This window comes from Desulfatiglans parachlorophenolica (assembly GCF_055394735.1).
Genome location: NZ_AP042460.1, coordinates 3,946,851 through 3,966,167, shown reverse-complemented (window position 1 = coordinate 3,966,167; position 19,317 = coordinate 3,946,851). Strand labels below are relative to the sequence as shown.

General features: G+C 58.3%; 15 protein-coding genes and 1 pseudogene. 8 read left to right on the top strand and 8 right to left on the bottom strand.

Annotated elements, in window-relative coordinates:
- Window positions 1-347 precede the first annotated feature (347 nt).
- Window positions 348-1,622: an MFS transporter gene (locus ACZ500_RS18510; protein ID WP_464228919.1), complete on the top strand. Its 1,275-nt coding sequence runs from the start codon at window positions 348-350 to the stop codon at window positions 1,620-1,622.
- 48 nt (window positions 1,623-1,670) lie between these two features.
- Here the strand turns inward: ACZ500_RS18510 and ACZ500_RS18505 are convergent, their stop codons facing one another.
- Window positions 1,671-4,589 carry an insulinase family protein gene (locus ACZ500_RS18505; protein WP_464228918.1) on the bottom strand — a complete coding sequence of 973 codons (2,919 nt, stop codon included), beginning with the start codon at window positions 4,587-4,589 and terminating at the stop codon, window positions 1,671-1,673.
- 409 nt (window positions 4,590-4,998) lie between these two features.
- Here ACZ500_RS18505 and ACZ500_RS18500 point away from each other — a divergent pair, with 409 nt between their 5' ends.
- Both ACZ500_RS18500 and ACZ500_RS18495 read left to right on the top strand, forming a co-directional pair.
- A complete protein-coding gene (locus ACZ500_RS18500) occupies window positions 4,999-6,174 on the top strand; it encodes a homocysteine biosynthesis protein (RefSeq protein ID WP_464228917.1) in 1,176 nt (391 codons plus the stop codon).
- A 48-nt stretch (window positions 6,175-6,222) separates the two neighbouring features.
- On the top strand, window positions 6,223-7,539 hold the full coding sequence (locus tag ACZ500_RS18495) for an ATP-dependent 6-phosphofructokinase (protein WP_464228916.1): 1,317 nt from the start codon (window positions 6,223-6,225) through the stop codon (window positions 7,537-7,539).
- A gap of 199 nt (window positions 7,540-7,738) precedes the next feature.
- On the opposite strand, the gene ACZ500_RS18490 is transcribed toward ACZ500_RS18495, so the two are convergent.
- Window positions 7,739-8,455 carry a WbqC family protein gene (locus tag ACZ500_RS18490; RefSeq protein ID WP_464228915.1) on the bottom strand — a complete coding sequence of 239 codons (717 nt, stop codon included), beginning with the start codon at window positions 8,453-8,455 and terminating at the stop codon, window positions 7,739-7,741.
- A gap of 62 nt (window positions 8,456-8,517) precedes the next feature.
- The gene (locus tag ACZ500_RS18485; RefSeq protein WP_464228914.1) at window positions 8,518-9,129 is read right to left on the bottom strand and encodes a DUF3786 domain-containing protein; all 612 of its coding nucleotides are present in this window, start codon (window positions 9,127-9,129) and stop codon (window positions 8,518-8,520) included.
- Window positions 9,130-9,422: 293 nt separating this feature from the next.
- Here ACZ500_RS18485 and ACZ500_RS18480 point away from each other — a divergent pair, with 293 nt between their 5' ends.
- Window positions 9,423-10,844, top strand: coding sequence for a putative porin (locus ACZ500_RS18480; RefSeq protein ID WP_464228913.1), 1,422 nt, complete (start codon window positions 9,423-9,425; stop codon window positions 10,842-10,844).
- Window positions 10,845-10,900: 56 nt separating this feature from the next.
- Here the strand turns inward: ACZ500_RS18480 and asnS are convergent, their stop codons facing one another.
- The 3 genes from asnS to ACZ500_RS18465 form a co-directional block, all read right to left on the bottom strand.
- The gene (gene asnS / locus ACZ500_RS18475; protein ID WP_464228912.1) at window positions 10,901-12,292 is read right to left on the bottom strand and encodes an asparagine--tRNA ligase; all 1,392 of its coding nucleotides are present in this window, start codon (window positions 12,290-12,292) and stop codon (window positions 10,901-10,903) included.
- 106 nt (window positions 12,293-12,398) lie between these two features.
- Entirely contained in the window at window positions 12,399-13,481 is a 1,083-nt protein-coding gene (gene serC / locus ACZ500_RS18470; RefSeq protein ID WP_464228911.1) for a 3-phosphoserine/phosphohydroxythreonine transaminase, read from the bottom strand.
- A 127-nt stretch (window positions 13,482-13,608) separates the two neighbouring features.
- Window positions 13,609-14,373 (bottom strand): ATP-binding protein, encoded by a 765-nt coding sequence (locus tag ACZ500_RS18465; protein ID WP_464228910.1) that lies wholly within the window; start codon window positions 14,371-14,373, stop codon window positions 13,609-13,611.
- Window positions 14,374-15,025: 652 nt separating this feature from the next.
- Between ACZ500_RS18465 and ACZ500_RS18460 the strand changes: the two are divergent.
- The 4 genes and pseudogenes from ACZ500_RS18460 to gltA all read left to right on the top strand — a co-directional run.
- A pseudogene (locus ACZ500_RS18460) lies at window positions 15,026-15,181 on the top strand (4Fe-4S binding protein); the annotation flags it as partial.
- A 36-nt stretch (window positions 15,182-15,217) separates the two neighbouring features.
- Window positions 15,218-15,850, top strand: coding sequence for a nitroreductase family protein (locus ACZ500_RS18455; RefSeq protein ID WP_464233082.1), 633 nt, complete (start codon window positions 15,218-15,220; stop codon window positions 15,848-15,850).
- A 286-nt stretch (window positions 15,851-16,136) separates the two neighbouring features.
- Window positions 16,137-16,973, top strand: a complete 837-nt coding sequence (locus ACZ500_RS18450) for a sulfide/dihydroorotate dehydrogenase-like FAD/NAD-binding protein (RefSeq protein WP_464228908.1) — start codon at window positions 16,137-16,139, stop codon at window positions 16,971-16,973.
- A gap of 66 nt (window positions 16,974-17,039) precedes the next feature.
- Window positions 17,040-18,452 carry an NADPH-dependent glutamate synthase gene (gltA, locus tag ACZ500_RS18445; RefSeq protein ID WP_464228907.1) on the top strand — a complete coding sequence of 471 codons (1,413 nt, stop codon included), beginning with the start codon at window positions 17,040-17,042 and terminating at the stop codon, window positions 18,450-18,452.
- Between the two features lie 115 nt (window positions 18,453-18,567).
- On the opposite strand, the gene ACZ500_RS18440 is transcribed toward gltA, so the two are convergent.
- Both ACZ500_RS18440 and ACZ500_RS18435 read right to left on the bottom strand, forming a co-directional pair.
- Window positions 18,568-18,747, bottom strand: a complete 180-nt coding sequence (locus ACZ500_RS18440) for a hypothetical protein (RefSeq protein ID WP_464228906.1) — start codon at window positions 18,745-18,747, stop codon at window positions 18,568-18,570.
- 212 nt (window positions 18,748-18,959) lie between these two features.
- Complete coding sequence (locus ACZ500_RS18435; RefSeq protein WP_464228905.1) at window positions 18,960-19,301, bottom strand: hypothetical protein; 342 nt, start codon at window positions 19,299-19,301, stop codon at window positions 18,960-18,962.
- Window positions 19,302-19,317 lie beyond the last annotated feature (16 nt).

Below are 19,317 nucleotides of genomic sequence, written 5' to 3'. Positions count from 1 at the left end.
ATCCTGGAATTTCATTTCCCAATCTTTGTCAAAGTAAGGTATGGTTATGCTGTATACAGCATTTATCTGGTGATAGAAAAGGGTTTTTGCTCCAACGGTTTCAAAGTGATTCTGCACCTCGATTCTCTGTCGACAATGGTTCCCTCATTGAAAAGTCCGCAAGGCATGAAAGGTGTCCCGGGGCGGATACCCAGCCCGGACGGTATTATGCCAGTAAACAGGTCAGTGAGGCAATATGCATCCGCAAAATAAGCCGATCTTCGGCATGCGGCCGGTCATTGACGCCGTTTTATGCCGGGGGAGGCTCCGCATCGCAAAAACGAAATCGTTTCCAAGGAGGGGATGAGATGGTGTCGGACGCGTTGGGAAAGGCCCTTAGGTACCGTTGGTTGATCTTCTGGATTTTGGCATTCGGCTATGTGCTGGTCTATTTTCATCGGCTTTGCCCGGCTGTGGTGGCGGTTGACATGATGCGCGACCTGAAGGCGGGCGGAGCCTTGACCGGACTTCTGGGCGCCGCCTACTTCTATCCCTACGCATTGATGCAACTGCCGGCGGGGCTCCTCTCGGATTCCTGGGGTCCTCGAAACACGATCACGCTCTTCTTTCTGGTGGCCATTGCAGGCTCATTCATCCTGGGTTTTGCCCCCTCGGTCTTCCTCGCCATTGTAGGGCGCACGCTGGTCGGTCTCGGCATCGCCATGCTGTTCGTGCCGACCATGAAGGTGCTGGCCGAATGGTTCGAGACAAGGGAATTCGCTACCATGACCGGGATCCTGATGGCCATGGGGGGGTTGGGGTCGCTGATCGCGGCGGCTCCGCTGGCTTGGGTCAGCACCCTGATCGGTTGGCGGATGTCTTTTGTGGTCGTCGGAATCCTGACCCTCGTCCTGGCGGTTCTCGTGTGGCTCTTCGTCCGCGACAGGCCGCAGGACATGGGCTTCGAGCCTCCGATGGGCGCACCGAAAGTGAAACCTGAGGCGATAGGGCTCATGCAGGGGGTTGCAAAGGTCGTCAAAGAACCCTTTTTCTGGCCGGTGGCCATCTGGTTCTTCTTCGACTGCGCGGTATTTTTCTCTTTTGGAGGGCTCTGGGGCGGACCGTATCTCATTCAGGTCTACGGTATGAGCAAGGGGGAGGCCGGCCGCATCCTTTCCATGCTCGCCGTCGGCATGATTGTAGGCAGCCCGCTCTTGAGCTATGTATCCAATCGGGTATTGAAAGGCCGCAAACCGATTCTTGTCCTCTCGAGCGCCATTCTCGTGGCACTGACCGCAGTCCTTGCCTTTGCTACAGCATCGATCCCGATCCTCGGCCTTTATGCCGTTTGTCTTGGGCTCGGGATTTTTTCGAGTGCGGTGGTCGTCATCGGTTTTATCACCACGAAGGAACTTTTTCCGGTCCAGATGGCCGGAACGGCAACGGGCCTGGTGAATCTTTTCCCCTTTGCCGGAGGAGCTGTTTTTCAGCCTCTTCTTGGGTATGTCCTCGAAAAAGGTGGCCGGGTGGAGGGGGCCTTCACCGTTGCCGCCTACCGCCAGGCCTTTCTGGTGCTCTTTGCATGTGGTGTGATCGCCTTCTTGGCAAGCCTGTTTGCCAGGGAAACTCTGGCAAGGGAGTGATTCCGCTGAACGGGTGCTCGATGGTGAGGCGGCCGCCTGCGCCTTTGTTTAGAGGACCTGAACGATATCGAGGCTCCGGGGAAGCTCGGATTGCGCTTTGTCGATGGCCTCCCGAGCCCCCAGGACCTTGATGAAGGGCGAGGTCCTGAGAGCATCCAGGATCTCGCCGAATTCTCGGAAGTGTCGCAGTTCGGTGCCCAGAATCTCTTCCCTCATCTGCTGGCGCGAGGCGTCGGAGTCCCCCGTCAGATGCCGCAGCAGCGATACGAAGCCCTTTGCGTCGGGGAGCAGGTGGCTGTCCAGTTCTCCGATGGTCCCAATGATCGCCTTCTCACGTTCGTCGTCGGCAAGCGCACTCTTTTTCAGAAAATCGGCGCTTTCATCGAAGGCCTTCAGCGTGGGGAGGATATTCGGGTCTCGATAGGATACAAAGGTCAGTGCGCCTGAAAAACGTTCCAGGCTGCAGAAGGCCCCATAGGCTCCTCCCAGGACCCGTACCTGATTCCAGAGCCAGGCGTTGCGAAGATAGCGGGCGATCACCAGTGCGGAGCCGTGAAAGCGGTAGCCCGACCGGAACAGATCCGCGCCTTTGCCGACGTAATTGACCTGAGAGGGAACGGTCATCCCCTCGGCCTCGGGAAGGTTCTCCCATTTCCAGGGGGCTTCCGCCACAATGCTGTCGGGCATTTCAGCCGCCAGTGCCTCGAGTGCGGTCTTTGTCCTGTCCAGTAAACCCTCTTCGGCTGTCAGATTGAGCTGCAGAAGCCGGCGGTTGATCAGCGTTTGCCGGATACTTTCCAACCGTCCGAGAATCTTCGGCCAGTCCTCTTGAACATCGCGGGCGAGGGTCCGCAGAAAAAGGATATAACTGATGCCGCCCATGCTTTCGGCGGCACGGTGGGCCTCGCTGAAATGGGCCTTGAGGCGCAGGGCCACCGCCTGATGGCCTGCAGGAATCAGGTGATGCTCCGCCCGGGCCTTCTCCTCTAAGACCATCTGCCGGAACCGTTCACGGTTTTCGAAAGCCGGTTCGAATAGAATGTCTTTGAGGATGGCGATCAGCTCGGGGATTTGGTGCGGCAGCGCCTTGGCGCGCAGAAAGAGGCGGGCCGCGGCTTCCCGGCGGTCTTTCTTCGTAGACAGGAAGCGTTCCGGCCGGATGCCGCCTGTCCCTGCGCTGATCCGCCGCGACAGGGCGGCGAAGTCTTCCTTCCGCGTGCCCATTTCGAGCAGCGCGCGGCTGAAGAGCGGGACATAAGGGAGTGTTTCGGGTGGCAGCGCGTGGAGGTCCAAACCCAGATCGAGGTAAAGGATTCCATTGGTCGGAAGCTCATGATAGAGCAGTGGAATGCCGTCGAGGTCCTGGGGTTCAGCAGGGATGAGCTTGTTCCGGCTCTCGAGGTCCTCGAGGCGCAGCCGGGGGATCGAGGCCAGGTGCTCCGGAGGGTCCGGGCGGGTTTGTTCGGACTTCAGGCTCTTCGATTGGGCAGCCAGTTCCTCGATTTGCCGCTCATCCAACGCCTTACGGATGTGATCGAGTTCGGCCGTTTCGGCCTTCTCCATCCGTTCCGCGAGTTCCGGGTCGGGTTTGAGCGTCAAGGTCACGCGGTGCGGATTATCGAGGAAATGTTCCGTCAGCAGGTTTTCGAAGTAGCGCTTTTGCTCTTTGGTCCGGGACTTGACCGTTTCCAAAGGCTCTTCGAAGGCCAGGAGGGTAAAGGGATCCCCGTCGTACAGCCATGTGGTCAAGGCCCGCAGCATGAGTAGCAGGCCGCGGGGGTAGTGGCCGCTGTTGTTCTCACGGAGGCGGAACTCGATGGTGTTGAGGGCCGCCTCCGTCATCAGCGGGTCGATCCCTCTGCACGACAGGCCTTTCAGGGTATCCAGCACCAGGGCTTCCAACCGGCCGGTGTGCTCCGGAGCGATCCCTTTAAGACCTGTCGAGAAATAGATCTGGCAGAGTTCGGTTCCAAGCCCCTCCCCTGCAAGATCCTCCCCCAGAGAGGATTCGATAAGGGCCCGGCGCAGCGGTGATCCAGGCATGCCGAGCAGGATGTACTCGAGGACCCGCAGGGCGAAGTTGGGCTCTCTTTGAGTGGTTTGACCGAGGAGCCAGTTGATCGTTACCATCCCCTTGGAGCCGGCGCCCGATTCTTTTCCAGCCATGACCGGGCGGGTAGCCCGCCTGGGACCGGGAAAGGGCTGCTGCAATGCAATCTCCGAATCGATTGCAAGCCGGTCGAAATCCTCCAGGTATTCTTGCAGCACGGGCATGATCTCCTCGGGGGGCATGTCGCCGTAAACGAAGATGCGGGCATTGGAAGGGTGGTAATAACGGCGATGAAAGGCTAGAAATTGCTCGTAGGTCAGGCGGGGAATCACCCGCGGGTCGCCGCCGGCATCAAAGGCATACGGGTTGTCGGGAAAGAGTTCTTGCAGGGTATAGGTCCCCAGGAGATTGTCCGGAGAGCTGTAGGCGCCTTTCATCTCGTTGAAGACGACGCCCTTCAACTGCAGGGGCACATCGGGGTTGTCGAGCTCGAAATGCCACCCTTCCTGTTTGAAGGTTGTTTCGGTGAGCCTCGGGTGGAATACGGCATCGAGATAGACATCGATCAGATTGAGGAGATCCCGCCGATTCTGGCTGGCGACTGGATAGCAGGTCCTGTCGGGATAGGTGAAGGCGTTCAGAAAAGTGTGCAGGGATCCCTTCAAAAGCTCCACGAACGGTTCTTTCACCGGATATTTGCGCGATCCACACAGGACCGAATGCTCCAGGATATGGGGCAGGCCCGTGCTGTCGGCAGGGGGTGTTCGGAAGGTGATGCCGAAGACCTTGTTCTCGTCCTCGTTCAGGAGGTAGAGAAGTTTTGCGCCGGTCCGGGTATGTTCATACATCCGCCCGCGGGTTTTTATCTCTTTGATGTCGCGTTCATGGGTAAGCTCGAAGCCGTATTCAGGGGACATAAGGACCTCCGGAGATGATGTCGGTGTCCGTCGAAGTCAGACGTACGCTTGGATAGAATGCTCGGACGGGGCGGTCTTCGTCAAGAGAAACATCCGATGCGGCGAGCGGGGTACAAACTTTTGCTTGAACACGAAAAAAATACCTCCTATGATACCGGCTTTACCAGCATATGTGGTGTCCATCCGGGGACAGGTTGAGCCTAGGTGTTTTGGATCTGAGCGGTGGGTCTTATCTTCCTTTCGGGTCCGGCTCGTGCCGGTTCTTTAAAAGGGCGGCACAAGGGTCGGGGCAAGTCCCATCACAAAAACGGGCGTTCGGTGGCCGCACAAGGAGCAGTGCTGATCCGATCAGCGCCTGGGAGTGCAGAGGGCTTTCCCCCGGACGGAAATCAGGGGGAGGTTGACGGGTATGGCGACCAGAGAGGCTACGAGAACCATTCAGGAAATCAACGAAAAGATCAGAAAGGGTCAGGTCGTTGTCGTTACAGCCGACGAAATGACCGAGATCGTCAAGAGCAAAGGGGTGCGGAAGGCCGCTCGAGAAGTGGATGTGGTGACGACCGGCACTTTTTCCCCCATGTGTTCTTCGGGCGCCCTGATCAATTTCGGCCATACCAAACCGACCATCAAGGCATCGCAGGTCTGGTTGAATGATGTGCCGGCCTATGCCGGACTGGCGGCGGTCGACATCTTCATAGGGGCTACGGAGCCGGCCCTGGACGATCCACTGAACCGCGTGCACCCCGGGCAGTTTAAATACGGGGGCGGCCATGTCATCCAGGATCTCATCGCGGGCAAGAAAGTGAACCTGGTGGCGACCGCCTATGGGACGGATTGCTATCCCAACCGCGAGGTAAAAAAAAGGGTCAGTCTGGAGGATCTGCCATACGCTGCTCTGCTGAATCCGAGGAACGCCTATCAGAACTACAACTGCGCGGTCAATCTGAGCGGCAAGACCATATATACCTACATGGGTGTACTCAAGCCCAACGCCGGCAATGCGAATTATGCTACGGCCGGACAGGTGAGCCCCCTTTTCAACGACCCATTGTATCTCACGATGGGTCTGGGAACCCGCATCTTCCTCGGCGGGGCGCAGGGGTACATCATCGGGCCGGGGACCCAGCACAACCCTAACGCGAAACGGCACGCAAACGGCACGCCACTGACCTCCGCAGGGACGCTGATGGTGATGGGAGACATGAAGGCAATGAACCCCCGTTGGGTCGTCGGGGTGAGCATCCTTGGCTACGGATGCTCCCTGGCGGTGGGACTGGGTGTTCCCATACCGATCCTGAACGAAGACATGGCGCGGTACTGCGGCGTTTCGGATGAAGAGATCTTCACCCAGATCATCGACTATGGGGTCGATTATCCGAAAGGTGAATCGAAAAGCCTCGGACAGGTCAGCTACGCCGAGCTGAAGAGCGGGACGGTCCGTTTCAACGGCGTCGATGTCCACACCGTTCCGGTATCCTCCTATGTTCGTGCGCGGGAGGTGGCTCAGACTTTGAAGGGCTGGATCGAGAGCGGCGAATTTCTGCTCACGGAGCCGGTGACCGGCCTGCCCGGTCCCTCGCTTTGACGGGTGCTCCGGGGCCTCGATCTACACGTGCGAATCGGGTCCTGAAAAATGACGACGAACGACAGGGCAACAGAGGAACTCCGTGATATACTGGATCTGGGCATAGAAACGCTCGGACCCTGTCGCATCCCTTCTCCCATGAGGGAGATCCAGTTCGTGGAAGACAACGAGCGGATCCTGTTTCATTCCAATCTGAAGGACTACGACTGCCGGTCCGGGATGCTGAGCGATCCGCCGTGTTTTGAAATGGCGGGGCCGCGCAGGGAGATCTATTTCGATCCCTCGAAGCTCAAGTGCGGCGTTGTGACCTGCGGCGGCATCTGCCCCGGGCTGAACGACGTCATCCGGGCCACGGTCCTCAGCCTGTTCCACCATTACGGGATTCAACGGGTCTTCGGTTTCCGGTATGGTTTCGAAGGGCTGATCCCCAAATACGGGCATGCGCCGCTGGAACTGACGCCGCGGATGGTCGCGGAAATCCAGCAGAGCGGAGGCACGATCCTCGGAACCTCGCGCGGGCCGCAGGACATCTCGGAGATGGTAGACACCCTGGAGCGGATGAATGTCGGCATTCTCTTTGCCATCGGCGGAGACGGCACCCTCAGGGCGGCCAGGGCCTTTTCGGAGGAGGTTGCCCGCCGGCAATTGAAGATCAGCATCATCGGCATCCCGAAGACCATCGATAACGACATCTCATATGTGGATCAATCCTTTGGTTTCGAGACTGCCGTCGCCGAATCCCGCCGGGCCATTTATGCGGCCCACGTAGAGGCGCTCGGCGCCCGGAACGGGATCGGTCTGGTCCGGCTGATGGGCCGGGATGCCGGGTTTATCGCCGCCAACGCGACGCTGGCCAACAGCGAGGTGAATTTCTGCCTGGTTCCGGAGGCGCCATTCGGCCTGGAGTCGTTCCTGAAGGCGTTGCACGAGCGTCTGATCCGCCGTCAACATGCCGTTATCGTCGTAGCGGAAGGCGCCGGGCAGGATCTTGTGGGGGGGACCGGGAAGAGGGATGCCTCCGGGAACAGGAGGCTCGGCGATATCGGTCTTTTCCTCAAAGAAAAGATCCTTGCGTATTTCGCGGAAGTGGGCATGGAAGTGACCCTGAAATACATCGATCCGAGCTATACCATCAGGAGCACGCCCGCGAATGCGCACGATTCCGTCTTCTGTCTGCTTTTGGGGCACAATGCCGTCCATGCCGGCATGACGGGACGCACCAACATGGTGGTCGGCTACTGGAACGGAGAATATACCCATGTGCCCATCCCTTTGACCGTTTCGCAGGCCAAGCAGATCGATCCCGGGGGCCGGTTCTGGAGCAGTGTGCTCGAATCGACCGGGCAGGGGATTGGAAGAGTCTGACGTTGCTGCGCGCTTGAAGTGGCTATTCGATGGGATTCCCCCTTTTTCTTCTCCTTCGGAGAGGCTTTGTCGGGCTTTCGAAACGTATGTTGCCCCTGGGGTCGGCTGCCCGAATCCGTGCCGTGATCTCATGAGCGCGGCCCCGTTCCCGCTCCCTCCTACCCTACCTTCATTTTCGGACGTCATGCAGGTTCCCGTATCATAACCCTTCGGTGGCAAGCCCGCCCGCTGCGAGTCGGCCGATGATCCGCGCTGCCGCCGGTCCGCAGTTGAAGAGCAGATCGAGGACCGAGAGGTTGGGCAGGAAAGGCCCCCATAACTGCGGGTAGACGGGGGGTCGGGTGTGGATGGATGCAAGTCCTATCCCTGCTCCCTCAAAAAGTGAATGGTCCAGATACTTGAGGGCACCCCCGTGGGCGAGGAAGGTGGTGGCGCCCAAGGCTTGGGCCACGGCCACCGAAAGGAGCGGCTCTCTTGCCTCGATATCCAATTCCGAAAGCAGGGGCATGCGGGTAGCGATCCCCAGGCATTGCATAACATACCGCAGCAGTTCAAGATTCTTATCCAGCAGGAAGACTTGGTTTTTCCTGTAAAGTCTTTCCAGAAACGGTTCGTGTTCCTCTAGATAGGGCGCCCGATCGTAGGCCGTCCGCAGGGTCGCCAGGTGTTTCGCGCGCCAGCGCCCTTCGTTGCAGATGCGCACCTCCCGAATCTTCTGAAGGCCCAACCCCCTTTTCCACACCGGTATCGAGAGCCAGACCAGGCCCTGATCGTTCTTGAAGCGGTTGCGCGAAAGCCAGGTGCTCCCCTGCGGGAATTGGACGTCGTCCAGGAGCACCATCACATCGGAACGGGCGGCTTTGGCGAAAAAGGCTGCGTGAGGAGCAAAATAAGGCCGGTAAGTCGAGACGATCATGGCAATCTCCGTTCTTTCATGAGGGAATCTCCGCCGTTCTTATCGGGCGGCGTCCCGGGGTTTCACCCCGTGCCGGATCGCAGGGCTGCCAGGATCCCCCTCGATGTGTACTCCGCGACATCCGCCAGTCCGTCGAGAGGCATGAAGGCCGGCGCATTGGACGAGAAGAGGCAGGTGACGGATGGGGGAAAATCTTCATCCGGCAGGTAAAAGATATAGCCGAGCGCGATCTTGGGCAAAGGGCGCAGCAGGAAGGCAAAGTCGCCTCCCGTGTCAGGGTATGGCCCCCCGTCGAAAAGGGCGATGATTTCCGTTTGACGCTCTTGGATGGTAGTGACAAAAGGCAACAGAATCATCTCGGTATGGGTCCGGAAGGCCCCCTGGTAGGGCATGCTTCCGGGAAGATCCTTGAAGGCGCGCAGCGGGTGGATCGATGGCGCCTCCTTTCCGGCATGACGTGCGTAAAGCGAGACCAGGAGCGCCCTGGGATCGTCCGGTTCGCGTCCACCGAGCGTGATGCGTCGCGGTGTCACGCGGCAGGGCTCTCCGAAGGCCTTGAACGAGAGCGTGCCGTCGTTTTCCATGCGTGCATCCATGGAGGCGGCGAGATCCGCAGGCGGCCGCTGGAAGGTCCGTTCCAGATTTTTTCTCATGAGTGTTTTGTACGAATTCATCGGATTGCACTCCTGTTTTACACCCTGTAAAAAATTTCAACGCCTGTGATGCCGCCGCAGCATGCCCTCCCTACTCCTATACATCGCTTTCGCTCTTGATTCAAACCCCTTAGGCTTTTTTTCGTCTGCCCCGAAAAATGGCACTTCCTTTGCTTCCTTGGAAAAGCTTGACAAGAGAGCCTTCATCCGTTTTAGGTGTGCGAAACGCCTGAGAGGATGAGTCTGTCCGGACGCGTTTCCACAGGGAGACCCGTTCAGATGGACTGAAAAGAGCATCAGGAAGGAGGGTATCGATGGAGAAACGCTGGGGTTTTCTCATGATGTTGACCGCGCTGCTTTGCGTATGGGTGATGTTGACGTCTGCCGCTGCGGCGGGTGAAGCGAGTCAGGAGGAGCTGCTCGAGCGCCTCGATGCATTGACCCGGCTGATCGAGCAGCAGCAGCAGGAGATCGAACGGCTGCGGCAGGAAGTGCAGGGCCAACGGGGGGCGATCACGCGGGTCGAAGAGACTCAGACCCAACTCGAAGAGACTCGCAAGAATGAAGTTCAGCAGGCCGTGGCAGCCGAGGTCGAGAAGCAGGAAAGCGCCTGGAAGGACTATATCCCGCGGTGGATCAGAAGCATGAAGGTTTCGGGGGATCTGCGGCTTCGTTATGAGGGTATTTATGGCCGGGGGGAAACGCAGGCGGACGGCTCAGTGAAGGATTTGCCGAATCGGGACCGTTTTCGCTTGAGGGCGCGGGTCTTTTTCGACGGCGATATCACCGAAGAAATCTCGACCCACTTCATGATTTGCACCAACCAGGATGCAAACCGGGAAGCGACAACCACGAACCAGAGTTTTACGGACGACTTCAACGACAAGGGGATTTATCTCCATCGGGCCTACGCCAGCTATGAACCAAAATGGCTGCCCGGCCTCGAGCTGACGGGTGGAAAGTTCAAGAACACCTTCTTGCACACCGATATCATGTGGGATCCGGATGTCAACCCGGAGGGATTCTATGAGCGCTATCAGTACGGCGGACTCAAGAACGTTACGCCGTTCGTCCAGTTCGGGCAGATGATAGTGAACGAGGTCAAGAATGAAAGTGACGATGCGATGCTCTACATCTATCAGGCCGGCTATGTGTGGGACATCGGTGGCGTGAAATGGAACATGGCCGGCAGTTATTATGACTGGTCCAACCTCCAGAATTCGAAGTACCTACACACTGCGGATTACGCGAGCGGGGGCGGAAATACCTTTGTGAAAGATAAAAACGGCGTGCTCCAATACGCCTATGACTTCAATCTCTGGGAGGCCTACACGACGGTCGATTTCACCGTGAAATCCCTGCCGGTGCAGCTTCTGGGTGACTATGTCGTCAACGTGGCCGACCGCGTTCCCAGTGATGAGGATACCGCCTGTTATGCAGGCTTCCAGGTGGGCAAGGCCAAGAAAAAGGGTGAGTGGGCGGTTATGTACAAGTATGCGAGGATCGAGCGAAACGCCCTCGTGGGGTCCATGAACGATCAGGATTTTTACGGGGCCAACCGCAAGGGTCACAAGGTCAAACTGATGATTCGCCCCTTGAATCACGTTCGTTTCGATATGGCATATTTCTATACGGACCCGGTCAAAGACTGGGATCCGAGCGATATCACATTCAGCAAGAACAAAGAACGCATGCACGAAGACCGGATCCAGGTGGATTTGATCTTCGATTTCTAGACCATTTCCGGATGGAGACAAGCTCGTTTCGAGGACGGTCACGGTCCCGCAATGGTTCAGAAGCTTAGATTTCCCGGGGTCCTCGGGAAGGGGATGACGTCGCGGATGTTACCCATCCCGGTGATGAACTGCACCAGGCGCTCGAACCCGAGGCCAAAGCCGGCGTGCGGGGCGCTGCCGAAGCGGCGGAGGTCCAGGTACCACCAGTAATCATCGATATGGAGGCCGCTTTCCACGAGGCGCTCGAGGAGGGTATCGTAATCGTCTTCGCGCTGACTGCCGCCGATGATCTCGCCGATCTTGGGAACGAGGACGTCCATGGCCCGGACGGTTTTTCCGTCCGGATTCAGCTTCATGTAGAACGGTTTGATCGTCTTCGGGTAATCGGTGAGAATGACAGGTTTTTTGAATGTCTTTTCACAGAGATAGCGCTCGTGTTCCGACTGGAGGTCTGTTCCCCACGCGACGGGAAATTCAAAGTTCTCACCGCTCTTCGACAGGATCTCGACCGCCTCGGTGTAGGAGAGCCTTTCGAAATCCTGGGACACGAGGGTTTCAAGGGTGCCGATGACGCTCTGGTCGATGAAGCGGTTGAAAAACTCCAGATCGCTCCGGCAATATTCCAGCACCTGACGGAAGAGATACTGGAGGAATTCGACGGCAAGGTCCATGTCGCCGTCGAGATCGCAGAAGGCCATTTCGGGTTCCACCATCCAGAATTCGGCCAGATGGCGGGAGGTGTTCGAATTTTCCGCGCGAAACGTAGGGCCGAAGGTGTAGACGTCCCCGAGGGCCAGGGCATAGATCTCCGCCTCCAGTTGGCCGCTGACCGTCAGGTTGGCGGGTTGCCCGAAAAAGTCCTCCGAAAAATCCACCCGACCCTCCTTGACGGGGACGGAGTCGAGGTCGAAGGTGGTTACGTGAAAGAGGTCACCGGCCCCTTCACAATCGCTGCCAGTGATGATCGGGGTGTGGATGTACAGGAAGCCCCGCTCCTGGAAGAAGGTGTGGATGGCATGACTCACGGCGTTGCGAAGCCGCGCCACGGCTCCAAAGGTGTTGGTTCGCGGCCTCAGGTGGGCGATGGTCCTCAAGAATTCGAAGGAGTGGCGCTTTTTCTGCAGGGGGTACTGTTCGGGGTCGGCCCAACCGAAGACATGCAGCGCCTCGATCTTCAATTCGACCCGCTGGCCTTTGCCCGGGGAGGGCTGCAGGACGCCCTCGACCTCGAGAGAGCACCCCGATTGGAGCTTTAGCACCGTGCCCTCGTAATTCTCTATCTGCGTATCGGCAATGAGTTGAAGGTTTTCCATGCAGGATCCGTCATTGAGTTCGATGAACGAAAATCCGCCCTTCGAGTCCCTCCGGGTCCTGACCCATCCGCAGACCCTGTAGCGGGTTCCGACTACCCCGCCGGACAATAGGTCTCTGATCCGTACCCTTGCCAATGGTTCCCCCTGAATGTTGCGTGCTCCGTCCATATAAATCCCGACGGGAGGGGGCATTTCGCATGAGGCCCCTCCCCGATCCGGAAATCGAAGTCGGTGTGAACAGCTATGCCTTGCGCTCGAATTCACGCATGAATTCCACCAGGGCCCTGATCGCATCCAAGCCGGTGGCATTGTAAATCGAGGCGCGGCAGCCGCCCACCGACCGGTGGCCTTTGAGCCCGCCGAGACCGGCGGCCTGCGCATCGGCAATGAAGCGCTTTTCGAGGTCTTCGCTGGGCAGACGGAATGTGACGTTCATGAGGGAGCGGCTGTCCTTGGCCGCCGTGCCGCGGTAGAAGTCCGACTGGTCGATCAAATCGTAAATCGTCTTCCCCTTTTCACGGTTGAGGAGTTCCATGTTGGCCAATCCTCCGACGGTTTCTTCCAGCCACTTGAGGACGAGGTCGATGACATAGATCACCACGCAGGCGGGGGTGTTGTACATGGAGTTCTTTTCAGTGAAGGTCGTGTATTTCAGCATCGATGGGAGATCGGTGGGGACGCGCTCGAGCATGTCTTTGCGGATGATCACCAGCGCCGTGCCGGCCGGGCCGATGTTTTTCTGGGCGCCGGCATAGATCAGACCGAAGGGTTTGGGGTCGAACGGGCGGCTCATGAAGTCCGAGGACATGTCGCATACGAGCGGGACGGTGCGTGGGCTCGGGAATTGCGCCCACTGAGTCCCCTTGATGGTGTTGTTGGAGGTGAAGTGCAGGTAGGCGGCATTTTCGTCGATTTGGAAGGTGTTTGGGATGAACGAGAAATCCTTGTCCTCCGACGAGGCGATCACGCGGACCTGCTTCTTTAGCGTTTTGGCCTCCTTGATGGCCTTTGTGGACCAGGTCCCGGTATTGATGTAGTCGACGGACTTGCCTTCCACGGCCAGGTTCATCGGAATCATACAGAATTGGAGGCTCGCGCCGCCCTGGATGAAAACGACCTCGAAATCCTCCCCGAAGTTGAGGAGGCGTCTTGTTCTGGCTACGGCGTCGTTGATGACATCGTCGAACCACTTGCTGCGGTGGCTGACCTCGAGGATCGACATGCCTGATCCCTTGAAGTCCAGGAGTTCCTGCTGCATCTCCTCGAGGACCGGCAGGGGAAGGGCCGCCGGGCCGGCGTTGAAATTATGGATGCGATTTGTCATGTTTTTTCTCCTTGTAAAATAAAGTTTCCATTCGGAAATGGTCTCTTTTCACCCTTCACCGATCCGAATCGGTTCCTCGTGCCTTTTCGGAGGGCGCCTGCCTGCAAGGACAGGGCGCCGGATCCGCTCAATTCTTCTGCAGTTCTTTCAGCATGTCTTTGACGAGGGCCATCGTTTCGCTGTCCTTTTCGTACGGGGGTCTGCCTTCGAGGTCGGCCTCGATGATCCCTTTCCCGTATGGAATGAACCCGAGAAAGTGAAAATCGGGCATCTGCTCCAGCAGGAATTCCCGATCCTCGGACGAGCGGATCTTGTTGCCGACGAAGCTCAATCTCTTGATCCCGATATCCGCAGCAAGCGAGCGGATCTGATGGGCCGTTTCGATGCTGCGCCGGCCGGGCTCCACGACGACGATCAGGCGGTCGACCGACATGGCTGTACCCCGCCCCAGGTGCTCGAGGCCTGCTTCCATGTCGAGGACGACAGCCTCGTCGCGGGAGAGGACGATGTGTCGGACCAGGTTCTTCAAAAGGGTGCTTTCGGGGCAGATGCAACCCGCGCCGCCCTTTTTGACCCCTCCCATGACCATGACCTTGACCCCGTCGACTTCGACGGAGAGCCTTTCCGGAAGGTCATCGACCTTGGGGTTCAGCTTGAAAAAGGAACCCATCGTACCGACCTTGGCCTCGGTCCGCTCCTCGATCAATTCCTTCATGTTGGATATGGGGACGATGTCTTCGCTGTTTTTGACACCCAGTGCCTGGGCGAGGTTCGCGTCCGGGTCTGCATCGATGGCCAAGACCCTTTTGCCTTGATCGGCGAGGGCACGGATCAGAAACGCGGCGAAGGTTGTTTTCCCGACTCCGCCTTTTCCACTGACGGCGAGTTTCATTGCTGCCTCCTTAGGCTGTTTTCGGTTCAGAAGCGCTATGTCGGGCCGATCGGTGCGTCCCTTCCTAGCGCCGTAAGGCGGTCCAGGACGGATCGTCCCACACCGTTCGGGAGGGTTTCCGCCGTGACCGAAGCCGGCTGGCCCAAGGATGGGTGTGTGAAGCCGGTCGCTGCCGCCGGGTCTCTTTGATATGGACAAGGTCGGCGGCATCCGAAAAGCGCTTCCGGGAAGTTATCGAGTGTCCATCCAGAAAGGGTCTTTTTGAGCAATCTCGGCGTCGATCTGCACGCTTGATTGTGCGGCGACCTAGAGGTCGCCTACGCGCAACCGCTTGATTTCCTGAATATCGGCCAAGAATCCTCATTTCCGGATTGGAGACGCGGTCATGCTGGACCGTGATTTCCGGATAAACACTGTCAGATAAACTATCAGATTAAGAGATAGGCCTGGAAAATTTCAAGTGTAAAATAGCGGCCATTCCCTTGACACCCCAGGCGGGTTCTTTTAAGGTTGCGCTGGGCTGGTAGGAAATCGGCGTTCATATGCAGAGCGGGTATATGAGCCTCCCGGTGCCGATCATTACAAAGACCCCGAGCGTTTTCGCACGAACCTGAATCATTCGCCCTATCACTGGAGGAGAAAAAGACACGGCATGCCCCTTTTTTCGGTCGATCCCCAGAAATGCAAAAGAGACGGCATCTGCGCCGCGGCATGCCCGATGAAGATCATTGATTTCGCTGGGGATGGGTCGCCGCCACGGCCTGCATCGGATGCCGAAGAACTTTGTATTGCCTGTGGTCATTGTGTCGCGCTCTGCCCCCATGGGGCAATGTTCCATCGGGAGATGGCCCCGGATGCATGTCCGCCGATGGGGAAGGATTGGCCGCTTTCGCCCGGTGCCATCGCGGGCCTTATGCGCGGACGGCGGTCCATACGCGCTTTCAGGGGGCGGCCGGTAGAGCATCGGCTGGTCGAGGCGTTGATCGGACTTGCGGCTTACGCCCCGTCCGCACACAACAGGCAGCCCGTCAGGTGGATGGTGATTTCCGGAGTGGAGCAGAATCAGCGGATTGCAGGCCTGGTCATCGATTGGATGCGGTCTCTGATCGCCGACGGATCCCCTTTGGCTGAAACGCTCCACATGGCGCGGACCGTTTCGCAATGGGAGTCGGGCCATGATCCGATCGCCCGGCGGACCCCCTGCCTGGTGGTGGCGCATGCGGCGAAAGAGGAGCGGCTTGCAGCTGCCGCCTGCACCATCGCGCTGACGTATCTCGAGCTGGCTGCTCCCGCCTACGGACTCGGTGCATGCTGGGCCGGTTACATCAATACAGGCGCCAACCTCTGGCGACCGGTTCTGCAGGCGCTCGGTCTGCCGGAGTCCCACCTTCCTTTCGGGGCCATGATGCTCGGGTATCCGAAATACGCTTACTACAGGGTCCCGAAGCGCAATGCGCCTTCGATTACCTGGCGTTGAGCCGGAAACTGAGTCCTACCGCAAAATCATTTCCGGATGGATACCAGGCTATGAATGCCTGCTTCTTTTCCGGGGCTGCAGGAGTCCATCCCGTCCCGGATGCCGCTTCTGCTGGCGGTTGGGTAGGGCCTCCGCGGCGGTAAGGTTGCAGGGGGTATCTGTCTGCGAAGAATTTTTCCAGAGGGGGGAAGGGGTGTCGCTTGTGAATCTTTTCTTTTGACAGGTCAGGGGCAGTATGTTAAACCGCATTCGGTGAATTTCACTCTAAATTCTATGGAGGTGCAAGATGTTCGAAATCTTGAAACGGCAGGAGATGGCCGGCGGGACGGTCGTTCTGAACGAGATCAGTGCGCCCGCGATTGCCAGGAAGGCCAAGCCGGGACAGTTTGTCATTCTGAAGGCCAATGAAACCGGAGAGCGTATTCCTCTGACGATGGCCGATACGGACCCGAAAAAGGGCACCCTCACGATCATTTATCAGGTGGTGGGCAAGTCCACCACCCTGTTCAAGTCGCTCCAGGTAGGCGAGCGCTTTCAGGATGTCATCGGGCCGCTCGGTCAGGCGACCCATCTCGAAAAGCTCGGGACGGTGGTATGCGTGGGGGGGGGTACCGGCGTGGCCGTCTTGCACCCCATTACGCGTGGATTGAAGGAAATCGGCAACCGTGTCATCGCGATCATCGGTGCACGCACGAAAGACCTCCTGATCCTGGAAGACAAGATGAAGGCGGCTTCGAACGAGCTGCATGTGTGTACGGATGACGGCAGTTACGGCCACCACGGATTTGTGACGGATGTCCTGAAGGACATTCTCGAGAAAGAGGACGTTAAACTGGTGGTCGGTATCGGCCCGGTCCCCATGATGAAGTTTGTCTGTAAGGTGACGGAGCAGTACAAGGTCAAGACCCTTGTAAGCCTCAACGCGATCATGGTCGACGGCACGGGGATGTGCGGCTGCTGCAGGGTGACCATCGGGGGCGAGACGAGATTTGCCTGTGTCGATGGTCCGGAGTTCGACGGCCACAAGGTGGATTTCGAAGAGTTGGCGCAGCGCCTGAATGCCTATAAGGAAGACGAGGCCGTTGCCATGCAACAGTACGCCTGCAAGTGCCAGGCGGGCTGAAAGTTGTCCCCTGTGAAAGACGAAGCGTAAGTCCCTGAAAGGGTTTGAGATAAAATGGAGGATAAGATGGCGGAAACGACGGAAAAGAAGGAAAAAACACCCAGGCAGGCCATGCCGGAGCAGGCCGCAGAGGTAAGGCGGAGGAACTTCCAAGAAGTTCCTGAAGGATATACGCGCGAGATGGCGATGAAGGAAGCCGAGCGCTGTCTGCAGTGCAAGAATCCGGCCTGCATGAACGGCTGCCCTGTGTCGATCGAGATACCGGCCTTCATCAAGCATATCAAGGAAGGTGATTTCACCAAAGCCGTCCGGAAAATCTGGGAGCGGAACGCTCTGCCGGCGGTCTGCGGTCGTGTGTGCCCCCAGGAGATCCAGTGCGAAGGCCAGTGCATCCTTGGGAAAAAGGGCGAGCCTGTCGGGATCGGCAACCTGGAGCGGTTTGTGGCCGATTGGGAGAGGGCCAATGGAAAGGGCGATCTGCCGCCCAAGGCCGAGCCCACGGGAAAGCGGGTGGCCGTTGTAGGCTCTGGACCTTCAGGCCTGACCGTTGCCGGCGACTTGATCCTGAAGGGTCATGACGTGACGATCTTCGAGGCTTTTCACAAACCGGGCGGCGTGCTGGTCTACGGGATTCCCGAGTTCCGGCTCCCCAAGGAGATCGTTTATTCAGAAGTCAATTTTCTCGAAAGGCTGGGCGCAAAGCTGCAGTGCAACTCGGTGGTGGGGCGTACGGTCTCCGTTGACGAACTGTTGGAAGAGGGGTTCGATGCCGTCTATATCGGGGTCGGTGCAGGGTTGCCGAGTTTCCTCAAGATCCCTGGTGAAAACCTGATCGGTATCTATTCGGCCAACGAGTACCTTACGCGGGCCAACCTGATGAAGGCCTATCTTTTCCCGGAATACGATACGCCGATCGTACGCGGCAAGGACGTGATCGTGCTGGGAGCGGGGAACGTCGCCATGGACTCGGCCCGCACCGCCATGCGTCTGGGAGCGGATCGGGTGAGGATCGTATACCGTCGTTCGCGGGAAGAGATGCCTGCCAGAAAGGCCGAGATCCACCACGCTGAGGAGGAAGGGATCGAATTTTTCCTGTTGACGGCGCCGACACGCTTCATCGGGGATGAAAACGGCCGGGTCAAGGCTATGGAATGCCTCAAGATGGAGTTGGGCGAGCCGGATGCTTCGGGCCGCCGCCGCCCGGTGCCGGTGGAAGGGTCCAAGTTCACCCTGGAGTGCGACCTGGCGGTCATTTCGGTCGGAGCGGGAGCGAACCCGTTGTTGACCCGGAGCACGGAAGGGTTGCAGCTCACGAAATGGGGCTATATCGTTGCCGATCCTGAAACGGGAAAGACCACCAAGAAGGGTGTGTGGGCAGGAGGGGATATCGTTACCGGGCAGGCCACCGTTATCCTGGCCATGGGCGCCGGGCGTATGGCATCCGATTCGATCCACAAATATCTTACCTGGGGCTGGTAGCCGGCGGCTTGATCCGCTATGCGGTTTGCGTCCGGGTAGGGCTCTTTCGATCCGACGCCGCTCCGGGTGCTTATCCATAGATGGTTTCCATCCGGAAATGATTTCGCGGTAGAACTCAGTTTCCAATCCGGAGATGAGGATTTTTCTTCACCGCTTCGCCGCTCGGTCCCACCGCTGCGCGGCGGGTCCCGGTTTGGCCAATATCAAGGAAATCAAGCGTTTGCGCGGAGGCGACTTGGTGGTCGCCGCACAAGGAAACGTGCAGATTGACGCCGAGATTGACCAAAAAGACCATTTCCGGATGGAAACTAGATGGTTTTCGGCTTGTGGATGAGCGGGAAAAACTTGTTCCAGGATTGTAAATGCGTCTGTGCGGCAGGTTGGCCCCTTGAAGGAAACGAACGGTTCGAGCCGGATAAGATGGACGAGCCGGCGGGGCACCGGATCATGCCGGTGCCCCGCCGGCTTGCGTTTCAGGGGAGTTTGCGGTGTGGGAGGCTTCCGGAACTACAGCTGTGTTTCGAGATCCTCAAAGGCGTCTTCCAACTGGTAGAGCAGGTGGTCGAGCGCGACCAACTGCTGCTCGAGCAGCGCTTCCCGGGCCTTCCTGCGTATATCGAGCATAGTGGGGAGAAGCCGCTTCAGAGCGGGTTTCATATGCTCCGGCACATGAGGGTCCCGTGCGAGCATCTCCAGGCGGTCGACCAAGGCATAGAGCGATGGTTCGGGTTCCAGGACTTCACCGTAGCCGGCGAGCCTCAGGAAATCTGCAGTGCGGGGGAAAGGTGAAGCGAAACCTGTTTCGTATACCGGCTGGATACGAATCTCGATCTGCATGAGTCGGCTCATGGCGATCCTCTTGTCT